Below are 14,257 nucleotides of genomic sequence, written 5' to 3'. Positions count from 1 at the left end.
CTATGTCGTGCGTAAAAGGTTAATAATGAACACGTTGATATCGCCCTGCGCCAGCGTCAATTATCCCTGTAAATTTGGAAAGCTGTTGTATAACTTCTTTCGGAAAGCTATTGCATAAAACTCTTCCTGCATTGTGCGGTGCAGTCGTTCACAAATGCCATTGGTTTGAGGATGGCGGACCTGCGTTTTACTGTGCTCGATTCCTTCAATAGCCAGGTACAGCTCGTATTCATGGTGTTCTGGCTTGCCCTTGTACTCGCTGCCGCGATCCGTCAGTATCCGGAGCAAGGGTATTTGACGGTCCTCAAAGAACGGCAGGACCCGGTCATTCAGAACATCTGCAGCAGTAATGGCATGCTTAGTTTCATAGAGCTTGGCGAAAGCCACCCGGCTGTAAGTGTCGATAAAGGTCTGCTGGTAAATGCGGCCGACGCCCTTGATATTGCCGACGTAGTAGGTGTCCTGCGAACCTAGATATCCGGGATGTTCCGTTTCTATTTCACCAAAAGACTCCCGGCGCTCCTTTTTCCGCTCCAAGGCCACCATCTGGGCTTCGGTAAGGATAAGCCCTTCCTCCGCTACACGGGCTTCTAAACGCTTTAGCCGTTTGTCGAAGATCTCCAGGTCGTGCCGTTGCCAGACGCTCCGGACGCCGCCGGCGGAGATAAAGATTCCCTGCTTACGGAGCTCGTTGCAGGCTCGGGATTGCCCATAGGCGGGATAATCAAGAGCCATTTTCACAACGGCTTCCTCGACTGTCGGTTCGACCCTATTCTTCAGTAACGGCTTTCTCTTGCTAACTTCCTGTAGAGCAGCCTCTCCACCTGTGTCGTACAATTCTTTGATCCTGTAAAAGCTATCTCGGCTGTAGCCGATCACTCTGCATGCCTGAGAGACATTGCCTAAATGCTCTGCCAAATTGAGCAGTCCTAACTTGCTTTTGATTAACTTAGATTCCTGATTCATGATCTGACATTTTGGGGGTTGATTAATAAGTGTGGTAACTTAAAGTTAACCCCTATTGTCAGATCAAGTCTTGACTAATTCAGATTATCACCATAAGCCAAACGCAAAGCCCTTTCAAAAAAGGCAAGATGTTTCCCCATTTCCTCTACCAAGACCTTGCCCTCAGAGCTCAATGACACACAAGAGACATTTACTTGTACCTCCAGGCCATTCACCGTTGGGAACCGATACCAATCGTCCGAGGGATAAAAGGTACTGAAGCCCTCTTCTTCCGCCCGGTTGGTCAAATCGTCATCCGATGGATCACCACCCAAAAAGCTGATGACAGGCTTGCAATCAGCTACGAAATCTTTGCTATCCTTCCCGTAGAAATCCGCATAATAACGTTCCAGTAGCGGAACAAGGTGCTTTCGCCTTGCCTCGCTTTTCAGGTTCCATGTAAGGAAGCTTCCCCTGGCTTCGTAACTAAAGCAATCCAAACTACCCACAACAGTTTTTGCCACCTTGATCTTAAATTCATCCAGGGAGATCCCTTGCAATTTTGTTGTAGGCACCGCAAAACTAAACTCGTGGATAAAAGCGGTTTGAATATACGTTCCCATATGTATGATGTTTAAATTTCAACAACCAACTCATTTGGCCGGGAAACTTAGACAGACTTGAAAAGAGGAACACAGCAAAGTGGAGATTGTAAACTTAAGCGAATTTAATTGTATGATAAAATTTAAATTGCATTAAATGGATGATCGCCTTCGCGATCAATTCAAGTAATGGTTAAAAATATCCACGACAGATTGAAAGGTTGCCTGGTCCTGGGCGCAGTGGGAGATGCCTTGGGTAGCTACCACGAGTCCAAGAGTATGCATCGACCATTCAGTTTTGACCATATCTCCGGGATCACGGATGATACACAATTAACACTGGCAACTTGCGAATCGATTTTCGAACAGCAGAAGGTCTCCCCTTCCGATATCGCCCAGAGTTTCCTAAAATGGTACAACCAACACCGGCTGGTCGGATTGGGTTCAAGCACATTGAAGGCTTTAAGAGATTTGCAGGTTGGCGCGCACTGGGCGCTTTCAGGTCGGACCGGAGAGTATGCTGCGGGAAACGGGGCTGCCATGCGGATTGCGCCGCTGGCCTTTTTCTTAGATGTACCCAACCAAAGAACCATGATCCGGGACGTTTGCTTTATAACTCACAAGAATGACGAGGCTTATGTTGGAGCGCTCAGCATCCTATATGCCATACATTCGATCATATGTGGTTCGTGGCGCGAAGGGGCAGACTTGATCAGTCTCATTACTTCCGAAATTCCGGATACATTGGTCCGAGACAATCTGCTGAAGTTGCAGGAAAATTCTTCCCTCACCATCACAAAGGCCGCAAAGTTGATCGGCTGTTCTGGCCACGTAGCCGAATCAGTGCCGCTTGCCATTTTTTCCTCGCAAAAGATTCGAGAGACCGATCCTCAAAAAATTATCGGTGAGTTGATCAATTGTGGAGGCGATACCGATACCAATGCCTCCATGGCCGGACATATCATGGGTTCGTATTTGGGTTACTCAAATATTCCGGAGGAAATCGGTTCGCTATTTAATAGAATTGAAGAAAAAGACTACATCCTGGACCTCTCCGAGAAATTGAGCGGCATTGCACCCATTCAAAGAGGCGCCAAGCCATAAATAAACTGTTACACCAGTCGCAATTTTTCGCATCGGAATTGACTGGCTTTGACTATTTTTGCTATAGCTCTTTACTTCAAGATCAGCCCGGTGAACAAATCGGTGAACAATTTTGGAATGAAAATACTGTTCACTGATGCTCAACAAATACGGATTCGAACTCAAAAGCCGCACTGGATTCGAGCCGGCAAATAGGCGCAAATAGAGTCAAAAAAAATGAATTAAGGCGGTCTATCCGGATAGTCTAACCGCCCCCAATTCTCCTTATCGCCGAATAGGCTTGCCACACTTAACCATTGGCAAATCCATCTAATATTACGGTAAATTGTTGTTTAAGTATGGGCAGATCGTTCTGTGCAATTTGCCAGACGATCTGGAAATTGACACCAAAATATTCATGAATGGAAATATTTCAAAAGCCAACGATATTCTTCCATTCTATGGAAGGATACTTATCTTTTATCGGAGAAGAAATGCGGCCGCAGGCCTCGCCGATGATTTCAATTTGTTTAATGGTAGCGAACCGCTTTTCTGAATTGGAGAGGAATTCGTCCAAGGATACATTTAATAGATAGAATTCTACTTCCTTAATCGCATCCAATACATGCCGGACGCGCAGCTCGTCGCTAAGCGGTGGCTTCATAGATCAGGATCTTGTCTTTTTCGATATACGGCTGAACGTATTTGGAATGGCCGTCACTGGTAACGACATCGACTTTATTGTGCAATAGGTCATCCAGTTCCCGCTGAAAGCTAAAAAATTTCATTCCTATGGGCTTGGAATAATCCAATTCCAACAATATGTCTATATCACTGGTTCCTTTAACGGCGGTGTTTCGCGCATAGGACCCAAACAGATAAACCCTCTTCACCGGTTTATCGGCGAAGTATTTCTGAAGAAGGTTGGTATCATGGGTGGAGAGAGCCATATGACAAATATAATCAAATTTTTTGCTGTCACATAACGGCGAATTAAAATGTTGTCGAGTACAGGTGCAAGGCACGCCCATCTCAACAGGGAAATGCTTACCAGATTACTTATTTAAATCATTTAAATCCATCTCAACCTATTCCCAGCCGGTCGCGCAGCGAATCCCGATAGGTACTGCCAATAGGTATCTTTTCACCATTCACAATGAGTTGATGAACCTCGATCATGCTGATATGCCGGATACCGACCACGTACGATTTATGCACGCGGATAAAATCCGCCGCGGGAAGAAGGTCAAAAATATCTCCCATATTCTCACGGAGCAGGATATTCCCTTCTTTCCGGTAAATGGTAATGTAATTGCCGTTCTTTTCAAGGTATAGAATCTCGCTGACCTTAACCCGGTAGGTCTGCGGCCCGCTTTTGATAAATACAGCAGGCTCTTCATCCGGGCCGGCGGGGTTTTTAGGCGATAGTGCCGCCGCGGCTTTATTGATTGCTAAAAGAAATCGCTCGAAAGTGATCGGCTTCAGCAGGTAATCCAGTGCGTTCAGCTCATAGCTTTCCACGGCGTACTGGCTGTAGGCGGTGGTGAAGATGATCAGGGGGCGTGGCGACAGGGTTTGCGGCAGTTGCATTCCGGTGAGGTCCGGCATATTGATGTCAAGGAAGATGAGGTCGATCTTTTCCCGGTTGAGAAACTCGATCGCCTTGAGCGGTTCGCGAAAGGCAGCCTTGAGGCTGACTAAACCGATCTTTTGACAATACCGTTCGATCACCTCGAGGGCCTTGGGTTCGTCGTCGATAGCGATGCAGGTGATCATGACAGATCGATCTCGAGTTTAATTATAAATTTCCCTTCTTCCCTGTCGATGGTCAGCAGGTGTTTGGCCGGGTAAGCCAATTCCAGCCTTCGTTTGACATTTTCCAGCCCGATACCGCTCATTTGCATATCCATTTTTTTTATTCGGCTGTAATCCGTGTTTACGCAGCTGAAGTTCAGCTTTTGACCGGAAACCGCTATAGCTATTCGTATTGCCGACCTTTGCCCGATGGCTACGCCATGTTTAAAGGCATTTTCCACAAAAGGGATGAACAGCATCGGCGCGATACGGGTTTCGGCGGTTCCCGTGTGATCAAAGATCACTTTTACTTCCTCGTCGGCATAGCGCAGCTTGTTCAGGGTGATACATTCCTCGAGATAGGCAATCTCCTTGCACAGCGGGACACGTTCCTCATTGCTGTCATACAACATATAGCGCATCATCCCGGAAAGTTTTGAAATGCCGTCGGCCAACTCATCGTTTCCCTTGCCTTGCGCCATCGAGAACAGGTTGTTCAGCGTATTGAACAGGAAATGCGGGTTGATCTGCGATTTCAGGAACTTGATCTCGGTGCTCAGCTGGCTGGCCTGTAGTTGGGCCTGAATGAGTTCGCTTTTTGCCCAGGCCTTCAAGAAGAACCAGGCAAGCGCTACACCCTCTATGACCAGAAAGGCAAACAGGATGAATGGCTGCATTTGGCGCCAGTCGCTGATCATAAAGGTAATGGCTTCGAAACGGGGACGCGGAAGAGGATCGCCGGGCTGCACCGGTCTGAATGCAGTTTGCCCGTTTGCCTTCGAGATCAACAGGGGAACCGGTATGGGGGCCGGATTTGCCTGCTCGAACAAGGGGCGGTTGAGAAGGTAATTCGCGCCAAAAAGTATCGTGAACCACGCAGCGCAAATCGTCACCCGGGCTATTCTCTTCTTATTTCGGATGATTTTCGGGAATAGCCAAAATACATTACCATAAAAAAGCGCCGCCAGGAAAACGAAAATTATATAGATATAGGCAGCGACGGGGCGATCATCATACCCGTCTCTCATCATTTTCGAATTAGGGCCGGTCTTAACCGATATCCGGATATGCGAACTGTCCAATGACGTAAGTAAATAAAAGACGCCCACCCAAAATACGAGGTGAAGCAAAATTTCTATCCAAAGTCTCTTTTTGGCCCCTAGCATTGTAACAAAGGTATACTATCATGCATTCCGTCAAAAAATAGGTGAGTAACCGGCCGGATTGCCTTCCGAACGAAGGCTTTTTGAAATCCCGGATCACAAATAGCCGGTTTTCAACACTTCCAAACGCTCGTTCCCACCTGCCTTTTCGGCAAACGGTTTCCGGGAAATAGTATTGTTGAAAAATCGCAAGAACCATGAAAAAGCAACTACTAATGGCAGTTACCGCACTGGTCGTATTTAGCGGCGCTGAAGCGCAAAAGCCCGATACGGCATGGTTGATGGTGCACTATAAGTTCTCCCACGTAAGGGACACTTCCAACCGGGCGAACCCCTACACGGAAAATATGGTACTTTTTGTAGGTAAAAGCGCGAGCGCTTACAGAAGCTACGACGGACTGGTAGCAGATCAACAGTTCAAGAAGGCCTGGGCGGAGGCAGTGGCCAACAGCCCGGACGGGAATGTCCGAATCAACCGCCGGGGTGTAGGTTCTCCGACCCGGTACTATGAGTATCCGGGTGAGCAGAAATTATACATCAAAGAGAACTTGATGGGGGACTATCTCATCGAAGGCCCGATGCCCAGCATCGACTGGACCATCAGCGGCGACACAGCCATCTTTGGGGGCCTCCATTGTCAGAAGGCCATGGGCCATTTTTTTGGCCGGGATTATATCGCATGGTTTTGCCCGGATCTGCCCGCACATACCGGCCCCTGGAAATTGAACGGCCTGCCCGGGGTCATTGTGGATGCCCGTGATACGAAAAATGAAGTGGTATTTGCCTTTGACGGCGTGGAGAAGACGGTCCCGTCGCTGCCAAAGGACCAGGCGGCAGCCAACAAAACAGAGGATAAGGATCTCCCGCCAATAGTACGGGGTCTGAATGATGACCCGAATGTGATAATGCCACCGACATCTCTCGTGACCAAAACCACACAAAAGGAATTTGACAAGCTGCGGGCGACCTTTCAGAGGGATCCTGCCGCGTTTGCCCAGGCAATGAATGAAGCCAACAGCCATAACGATGGTCCCAAAATGGATCATATCGTTGTTGGTCCAAAGGGTGGCCGTCCTGCCGGGCCCCCCCTCAATAACCCCATCGAATTACCTGAGAAATGACAGGCAAACCGATAGAGACTCCGGTCCTGCTTTTCATTGCCTTATTACTTTCCATTACAGGCTTCGCTCAAACGATCAGCGGTACAATACGGGATAGCACAGGGAAGGGGATTCCCTATGCCAGCATCAACCTGAAAAACTCCGTTGACAACCGGATTATCGGTTATGCCGTTACCGATGCTATCGGTACTTATACTTTGCATATCCCTTTGGGTGCGTCATTAGTCGGACTGGTGGTAGAAGCAACGAGTATAGGTTACAAAACGCAGAGCCGGCCGGTCGCAGACCTTCACCTTGCCTATGATTTCACCATGACCGTTTCCGCGAACCAGCTGCGGTCGGTCGAGATCAAAAACAGCCGGCCGGTATTGCGAATACATGGCGATACGCTTGGTTACAAAGTTTCCGAGTTTGCCGGTGCACAGGATCGGGTGATCGGCGATGTGCTTAAAAAATTGCCGGGCATAACTGTCGGTACTGACGGAACGGTCTTTTATAACAACAAACCGATCTCAAACCTGTATATCAATGGTGACAACCTGCTGGATGACAGATATAATATAGCCACATCGACTATTCCGCAGGGCGTTGTGGACCAGGTGCAGGTGATCCAGGGCGATCAGCCGATCAAGGTATTGCAGAATAAGGTGATGAGCGAAGACGTGGCCCTGAACCTGGCCATCAAGAAAGGCGCGAGAATGCAAGTCATCGGGCAGGAGAGCGTGGGTGCGGGCCTGCCGGGCAAATATGATGCCGATGGGAATGCGATGTTGTTCAAAGACAACTTCAAAGGGATCAATTACCTGAAATTAAACAATACCGGGTATGATCTGCAGCAGGAGCTGGTCGCTCACAACTTAACCAACTACCAGCAACTGATCGATAATGCCATGCCGGCGGCCTTGCTGTCCCTGGGCACCGCAAACAACCCGGCTTTATCGCGGGACAGGTACCTGTTCAATCAATCCGGGCTTCTCAACATCAATGATCTTGTCAAAATGCACAACAGCCTGCAATTGAGGATGAATGCCTGGTATTTCCATGATAACCAGCGGCAGGATTACAGTCAGCAGAGCAGCATCTTTCTACCCGGCGACACCGTCCGGTATACGGAAACCCAGCATACCCGTTTTCAGCCCAATAACCTGCACATGCAGTTTACGCTGAATAATAACACGAACAAGTATTACCTGGATGATGCGTTTGTGCTGGATAACAACCGGCTGGCTTATCATTCTTCTTTGACCACGGGCGACGCCGCGGTAAACCAGGTATTTCACGATAACCAGCTGAGCTTCTCCAATGAATTTAATTTGATCCGGTCCTTACGATCGCACGATGTTATCCAAACCTATTCCTATATCAGTCGCTCAGCAGAACCGGAAAAGAGGACTATCGGTCCCGACTATCAGCCGGCGATCTTTAACGCAGGTAGTCAATATGACCAATTGATACAAACCGTAAATGTGCCGACCTGGTATACCACCAATTATGTATCCCTCAAAATTCCCTCCGGTGTTGTCACGCAGAGTTACAAGGCGGGGTTGAGCGCACAATCGCAAACATTACTATCCAACCTCAACGTGGCGCAGGTGAATGACAAGCTCACCCCGCAGTCGGACAGCGCGGTGAACCATTTGAACTGGACCCGGACGAAACTTTATGCGGCCGCGGACTATGACCTGCCCGGAACGATCTTCCAGGCAAACCTCAGCCTGCCGGTGAGCCTTCAACAGATTGACTATTCGGAACACCGGTATGCGCTGGACAAACAGTCGACGCGTTTGTATTTTAACCCGGCAATAAGGGTAAAATACCGGGTTAGCACCGAAAACTATCTTTCCCTATCCTACTATTACCGCAATGAGACGGGTACTATCGAGGATATTTACCCAGGTACTATTTTGAAGAACTACCTGACCCTTTACGCCAATAGTTCAGACCTGGTCGAAAAGCAGGCCCAGCATGCCTCAGCGGGGTTCAGTTACCGCAGGTCGCTGCGCCTCCTTTTTGCAAGCCTGAATATCAGCTATGACCATCTCGCTGCGAATAAGATAGCCTCGATCATCGTTGCCGACAACCTGCAGCAGCAGGTGATGCTGCCTTTTCCCAATGCTACGAGTTCGTGGACGGTCAGTGGCACCGTGAGCAAATATTCCTTTGTTTTGAAAACCACCTTTAGCGCCGGGCTGCAGTGGCAAAGCGCCCAATCCGTGCAATTTCAGAATGAACAGTTATTGCCGTTCAACACTACGACCGAAACCGGTTCGCTCGGAACCGACACCAAAGTCGGCGATCATGTGATCCTTGACTATAAGGTCACACTCATCCGGACGGCCAGCCATTCGGCGGTAGATGCTTCGGCCAGCCATCTCGATCAGTTGCAGCAGCGAGCCTCCCTGGAATACAATCCCCTGACCGATCTGCAATTCAAGTTGTCGGGCGAGCATTACCTTACCCGGCAGCAGGGCAATCACGACCTGGCCTGTTTTTTTGCCGATGCCTCAGCAAAGCTCAGGGTCGGTAAATGGAAGACCTTCTTCGAGCTCAGCGCCGTTAATTTCGGGAATGTAACGACCTATAGGGCATCTTCTCTTTCGGCCAATACCTTTACGGCCAGTTCATACGCGTTGCCGGGACGGATCATTTTGCTGAAGATGATGTGGAATCTTTGAATTTTATTCAAACACCACGGTCTTATTCTTATACATAAGCACCCGGTCCTCAAACACCAGCCGGAGGGCCCTGGCCAGCACGGCCGTCTCGATCTCCTTCCCCGCCTTTATCATATCTGCAACGGTAAAAGAGTGGGTCACCGGAATGATCTGTTGAGCGATAATGGGGCCTTCATCCAGCTGGTCGGTGACAAAATGCGCCGTGGCGCCGATCAGCTTGACGCCGCGTTCGAAGGCCTGGCGATAAGGGTTGGCACCTACAAAGGCCGGAAGGAAGGAGTGATGGATATTGATGATCCGCCCGGGAAAGGCCGACACGAAAGCAGGTGAAAGGATGCGCATGAATTTGGCCAGCACAATATGATCAGGCTGGTGTTGGAGCAGAACGTCCAGGGTCTTTTGTTCGAACAGCTCCTTTTCCGATCCCTCATGGGAAATATGTGTAAAGGGAACCTCGAATCGCCGGCAGATGTCGCCCAGTATCGGGTAATTGCCGATGACGTGCTGGACGGAAGCGCCCAGCGTCTTGAAATGGTGGCGCACCAGGATATCCGACAGACAATGATATTCTTTTGTCACCAGCACAATGATCTTTTTCTCGGTATGCGGGTTGACCGATACAACGGCATCGGGGGGAAGGAGGGGGCGCAGCCGGGCCTCCAGCAGCTCCTCCGGAACATCTCTGTCCACTTCCACCCGGATAAAAAACCGGCTCTCTGCAGGGTCGACATGCTCCCGCAGGGAGACGATATTGAGTCCTTCCTCTGCAACTACGCGGGAAATTGCGGCAACAAGGCCTACCTGGTCCTTACATTGTATTACGATAAGCATATTTCAGTAAAATAAAGCCCCCCCGGTGTATTTGCAATAACATCAAATAATTCTATATTTACTTGTCTGATCACCAGATAACAACCCCATGACCCCTAAAATCATCGAACGAAAAAGCCTTTCGGCTATGGTTGCCCAGCATCTGCAGGAGCGGATCGAATCGGGCGAATATCCAATCGGCCGGCAGTTACCCTCCGAACATGAAATGACCCGTGAGTTCGGAGTAGGCCGAAGTAGCATCCGCGAAGCCATCCGCAAACTGGAGAACAACGGACTCATCCGCGTACAGCAGGGACTCGGCACCTTCGTCCTGTCCAATAAGCCCGCCCAGTCTCCCCTGTCTCAACTGTTACAGAGTGGCGACGAGGCGGATATCCGCGAAGTGCGCGAATTACTGGAGATCAAGATCGCCGAACGGGCGGCGCTGCATCGGACCCAGGAGCATGTCCGGGCGTTGACGGCCTCCTGGCAACGACATAATTCCGCCGCCGAAGCCGGCGAGCCGATCCCCTGGATAGAGGCCGATATCGACTTTCATACGGCGATCGCGGAAGCCTCGGGCAACAAGGTTCTGGCCAATTTATACCGGGTCTTTGCCTTGCAGGACCTCCGGAAGAGTATCGAAAAAAGCCATTCGAAGACCCACTCGCTGCAAAAGTTGAGAACGCTTCACGCGCAGCTGCTGGAAAGCATTATCAATCGGGAACCGGGAAAAGCGGTGGAGGTCACCTGGAAACTAAACCGACTCATCGCCTGATAAGAGCCAGATACCATGACGATCCTCCGCACTAATTCCGACTCCCCCGATTTCCAGCTCCTCGCGGCCGAACTGGAACGCCATCTTCGTGCCCGCGACGGCGATCTGCAGGAATATTATGCACAGCTCAACCGCATCGGGTCCATCCCACAAGTACTGGTGGCGTACAATGAAGATCGGCCCATCGGCTGCGGGGCGATCCGGGAATATGAAGAAGGTAAGGCTGAAATAAAACGCATGTACGTCCGGCCGGCCAACCGCGGGAATGGCATCGCGACCCGCCTGTTGGAAGAACTCGAGAACTGGGCCCGCGAAGGAGGCTGTACGGCCTGCGTCCTCGAGACCGGACTCAATCAACCGGAAGCGATCGCCTTCTACCAAAAGAACGGCTATCGAATCATTCCCCTTTTTGGCCGCTATATCGGAAGCCCAAACAGCGTCTGCTTCCAGAAAGAGCTTTGACGATCAGCTCTCTTTTGGATTTGGCTTGCCCTTGCCCGTCATGATCAGATCGCGCAGGCTGGAGCCCACATAGCCGGTCCAGGCGTTGTTGCAGACGTCGTAACATTCATACGCGGGAACGAGGCCATGCTGTGTGAAACGGACCTGTGTCTGCCCGTCCTTCGCCGTGATCTCGAATTCGATGGTGTTCCCCTTCCATTCGTCCTTGTCCTGGGTGAACTTAAAGTAGTTGTCCAGCACGAGCCAAACCACTTTCTTTTCGGGAACAACCTCGATGAGCCGCATCTTGCAGCGATGGACGTCCCGATAGTGATACGTGAATACGTCGTTGAGTTTTTGCGTACCACCTTCGATCTCTTCCGACCACCATCCCCTCACATTGTTGATCGCATCGAAGACCTGCTTTGGGGTCTGGGAGACCGTGAACTGGGTGCTGAAATCCTGATTAGCCATAATAGTATTTTTGGAACAATATTACGGCCCGTCCCTCTCGCGGATAGGGTGTGAATTGGACTTCCACGACGGTGGATTTGGCCAGCAGGATGGCCAGGGTCGCAGGCGGGCGTTACTACACGAGCTTTACGTTCACACCCTGCCGCAGGGTATTGTGGATCTCTGCCACCTGGTCCGTAGCCCGGATCAGCTCTTCGATCACGTCCGGCGAAGCATCCGCGCTCACCCTGGCCGTGTACTGGATATTGCGGCCCGGCTCGCCTTCGCCGCCAAATTCCGCGGTGCACTCTACTTCGACCGCTGACACGGCGATATTCCGTTTTCCGGCTTCCCGGTAGATATCGTTGCAGAAGCAGGTGGCCAGGGCCAGCATCAACAATTCTCCACCGTTGACAGCGGAGCCATAGCCGGCAGGCTTCACGGGTATCGGGAGATTCCTTGCCAGATCATTGGTCTGCACCTGCGTATTTTGGGTATGGAACCGGCTTTCGACCTTTGCTGAGATTTGCATATCTCTAAAATACGAAATTATTCCCGCTAGTTCCCACTGCAGCCTCCGCAGCCGCTGCTCCCGCAGCTCGAGCCACAACTGCTGCCGCCACCGCTGTCACTGCTTCCTCCACTGTCGATCCACAACCCGCCGTCACCGCTCGCCGGGCGGGCTGCTGCGAACATGCCCATGAGCAGCGCGCCTTCCGCAAAGCCCGCAATGGCGGAATTGCCCTCGAGGACAAAGAGCGGCACGGTGCGGTCACGGTCCCCATACTCCGGCAATCGCCCCTCATACATCGCCTTTATTTGGCTCACGATCATCCACCTCGGGGACAAGGCTTTCCATATGGCTGTCCCGATGATCGCCCCTGCGATGGTCTCGAAGAAAAGGAAGGTAACCGGCCTGCCGTTTAAAAAACCCTGAGCGATCCGCGCGACGGCCATCCCAAACCAGGCCACGATAAAGATCCCACTCTGCCAAAAGGGTTCCTGGCGTTTGGCCAGATCGCTAAGCGCCGTCAGCGCGGGATGTGAAAAACGCTCCCGTGCATACCAGTTGCCCGCAATGTATTCGTAGCTGTGCAAACTTCCGTTCTCTTCTTCGGCCCACGCCGGGATCAATGGATTGGTCTCTCCGTCCAACGGCGTGAACGAATAATTCTTCACCCGGAATTGCCGGCTTTCGCTGACCTCGAGCAGGTTTCGCTGGAGCAGGTCGAGAATACCCGCCTGCAGTGCACGATGCTTTCCGTAAAGACAATCCGCCACCTGGAAGGGCGTGGCATCCGGCGGAAATCTCTCCGCGATCAGCGGTAACACCGCCCGGCGCACGCTCCACCGGATCAGGAAGAGTGATGCCGCAAGCGCTACAAAGAAGACGCCGAAGAATACCAGGAAATGGGGGCCACCCAACGCAAAAGGCGAGAACGTATCATAAGCGACGCGAATGAACAGAAAAGGCATCAGCATCACGGCCGCGATACCCGCGCCTTCAGCGCTTTTCCACTGGAAGGATGGGATGTAAGGCACAGCAGCTTTCGAAACAACAGAGGGCCAAATGTCGGCCGGCGGCTCCTCATCGAATGTGCTCCGGTACAAGGCGAGGGTATCGTTATACCATCGCCAGTGTTTTGCCTCTTCCTGTGCACCGCCGGCGGATGGAAAATGATGCAGCTCCCGGCCCAACACTCCCTGGCAGAGATCTACCCAATAGGATTTCGTGTAGGTAAGATGAAGATGCCAAACCTCGTCCACGGGCTGGGAAGGCGCTGCGCCATCGGGCGAGATACAGCACAGAAACAGGAACCGCCGGTATTCGGCGATTGCCCGTTTTGTAAAAGCAGGCGTCCAGTTCTGCTCGGAGGTCAATTTCTCGGAAAAAGGGCGGGCCGCCGCTGCATCATCCAATGGGAACTGCTGGATGCGCGACCATAGCGAAAGCTGTTCGTTAGGGATCATAGGTGCTTAAAGCTAATAGAATTTCGGGAAAAAACATATATTCATATATAAAACAACTGTTATGTTGTCATTCAAAACCATTGCCCAAAACCTTCGCCTCCTCTTGCTCCTACTCGTCAGCGGGACGCTCTTCGCCAACTGTTATTCCTATCGTATCGCCACACATGCCCAGCCGGGTTCCGAGTTCCAGACCCGCACCGCGCACTCCTTCTTCTGGGGACTGGTGCAATCGCCCAAAGAGATCGCCACCCCGATCTGCGATTCACTGGATGTCAACGGCGTGTCGGTCGTGCAGGTGCAAAACAACTTCGGCTACTCGCTGATCACCGTGCTGACGCTCGGTATCTGGTCGCCGATGAAACTCCAGTGGAAATGCGGCAAACCCTGCCAGGTCAGCGGTCATCTCTAATCCTAAAACCGA

The 14,257-nt window shown here is 51.1% G+C and carries 14 protein-coding genes and 2 pseudogenes; 6 read left to right on the top strand and 10 right to left on the bottom strand.

Features of this window, described 5'->3' with window-relative positions:
• Positions 1-66: 66 nt before the first annotated feature.
• Positions 67-966: pseudogene (locus VHE34_RS13135) on the bottom strand (IS481 family transposase); the annotation flags it as partial.
• A 74-nt stretch (positions 967-1,040) separates the two neighbouring features.
• Positions 1,041-1,568, bottom strand: a complete 528-nt coding sequence (locus tag VHE34_RS13130; protein ID WP_325588573.1) for a hypothetical protein — start codon at positions 1,566-1,568, stop codon at positions 1,041-1,043.
• A gap of 168 nt (positions 1,569-1,736) precedes the next feature.
• On the opposite strand from VHE34_RS13130, the gene VHE34_RS13125 reads away from it, so the two are divergent.
• Positions 1,737-2,651, top strand: coding sequence for an ADP-ribosylglycohydrolase family protein (locus VHE34_RS13125; RefSeq protein WP_325588571.1), 915 nt, complete (start codon positions 1,737-1,739; stop codon positions 2,649-2,651).
• Between the two features lie 289 nt (positions 2,652-2,940).
• Here VHE34_RS13125 and VHE34_RS13120 read toward each other — a convergent pair.
• The 4 genes and pseudogenes from VHE34_RS13120 to VHE34_RS13105 all read right to left on the bottom strand — a co-directional run bounded on the left by VHE34_RS13120 (position 2,941) and on the right by VHE34_RS13105 (position 5,455).
• Positions 2,941-3,294 (bottom strand): annotated as a pseudogene (locus VHE34_RS13120) (DUF86 domain-containing protein).
• Positions 3,278-3,580, bottom strand: coding sequence for a nucleotidyltransferase family protein (locus tag VHE34_RS13115; protein ID WP_325588569.1), 303 nt, complete (start codon positions 3,578-3,580; stop codon positions 3,278-3,280). Before VHE34_RS13115 ends, VHE34_RS13120 begins: the two are co-directional and overlap by 17 nt.
• A gap of 133 nt (positions 3,581-3,713) precedes the next feature.
• Positions 3,714-4,406 (bottom strand): LytTR family DNA-binding domain-containing protein, encoded by a 693-nt coding sequence (locus VHE34_RS13110; protein ID WP_325588567.1) that lies wholly within the window; start codon positions 4,404-4,406, stop codon positions 3,714-3,716.
• Positions 4,403-5,455, bottom strand: coding sequence for a sensor histidine kinase (locus VHE34_RS13105; RefSeq protein ID WP_325588565.1), 1,053 nt, complete (start codon positions 5,453-5,455; stop codon positions 4,403-4,405). Before VHE34_RS13105 ends, VHE34_RS13110 begins: the two co-directional genes overlap by 4 nt.
• A gap of 329 nt (positions 5,456-5,784) precedes the next feature.
• Between VHE34_RS13105 and VHE34_RS13100 the strand changes: the two genes are divergently transcribed.
• Positions 5,785-6,708 carry a GLPGLI family protein gene (locus VHE34_RS13100; RefSeq protein ID WP_325588562.1) on the top strand — a complete coding sequence of 308 codons (924 nt, stop codon included), beginning with the start codon at positions 5,785-5,787 and terminating at the stop codon, positions 6,706-6,708.
• Positions 6,705-9,383: a carboxypeptidase regulatory-like domain-containing protein gene (locus VHE34_RS13095; RefSeq protein ID WP_325588560.1), complete on the top strand. Its 2,679-nt coding sequence runs from the start codon at positions 6,705-6,707 to the stop codon at positions 9,381-9,383. The genes VHE34_RS13100 and VHE34_RS13095 overlap by 4 nt, the downstream gene beginning before the upstream one ends.
• A gap of 3 nt (positions 9,384-9,386) precedes the next feature.
• Here VHE34_RS13095 and purU read toward each other — a convergent pair whose 3' ends face one another.
• Positions 9,387-10,214 (bottom strand): formyltetrahydrofolate deformylase, encoded by an 828-nt coding sequence (purU, locus tag VHE34_RS13090; RefSeq protein ID WP_325588558.1) that lies wholly within the window; start codon positions 10,212-10,214, stop codon positions 9,387-9,389.
• Positions 10,215-10,302: 88 nt separating this feature from the next.
• On the opposite strand from purU, the gene VHE34_RS13085 reads away from it, so the two are divergent.
• The gene (locus VHE34_RS13085; RefSeq protein ID WP_325588556.1) at positions 10,303-10,971 is read left to right on the top strand and encodes a FadR/GntR family transcriptional regulator; all 669 of its coding nucleotides are present in this window, start codon (positions 10,303-10,305) and stop codon (positions 10,969-10,971) included.
• A gap of 15 nt (positions 10,972-10,986) precedes the next feature.
• Positions 10,987-11,433: a GNAT family N-acetyltransferase gene (locus tag VHE34_RS13080; protein WP_325588554.1), complete on the top strand. Its 447-nt coding sequence runs from the start codon at positions 10,987-10,989 to the stop codon at positions 11,431-11,433.
• 3 nt (positions 11,434-11,436) lie between these two features.
• Here the strand turns inward: VHE34_RS13080 and VHE34_RS13075 are convergent, their stop codons facing one another.
• The 3 genes from VHE34_RS13075 to VHE34_RS13065 form a co-directional block, all read right to left on the bottom strand.
• A complete protein-coding gene (locus VHE34_RS13075) occupies positions 11,437-11,886 on the bottom strand; it encodes an SRPBCC domain-containing protein (protein WP_325588552.1) in 450 nt (149 codons plus the stop codon).
• A 115-nt stretch (positions 11,887-12,001) separates the two neighbouring features.
• Positions 12,002-12,397: an OsmC family protein gene (locus tag VHE34_RS13070; RefSeq protein WP_325588550.1), complete on the bottom strand. Its 396-nt coding sequence runs from the start codon at positions 12,395-12,397 to the stop codon at positions 12,002-12,004.
• 26 nt (positions 12,398-12,423) lie between these two features.
• A complete protein-coding gene (locus tag VHE34_RS13065; protein WP_325588548.1) occupies positions 12,424-13,836 on the bottom strand; it encodes a hypothetical protein in 1,413 nt (470 codons plus the stop codon).
• A gap of 61 nt (positions 13,837-13,897) precedes the next feature.
• Here VHE34_RS13065 and VHE34_RS13060 point away from each other — a divergent pair, with 61 nt between their 5' ends.
• Positions 13,898-14,245: a Bor/Iss family lipoprotein gene (locus tag VHE34_RS13060; RefSeq protein ID WP_325588546.1), complete on the top strand. Its 348-nt coding sequence runs from the start codon at positions 13,898-13,900 to the stop codon at positions 14,243-14,245.
• Positions 14,246-14,257: the final 12 nt, after the last annotated feature.

The sequence above is a fragment of the Puia sp. genome, from assembly GCF_035546395.1.
Lineage (GTDB): Bacteria > Bacteroidota > Bacteroidia > Chitinophagales > Chitinophagaceae > Puia.
This window is presented reverse-complemented; position numbering and strand designations above follow the sequence as displayed.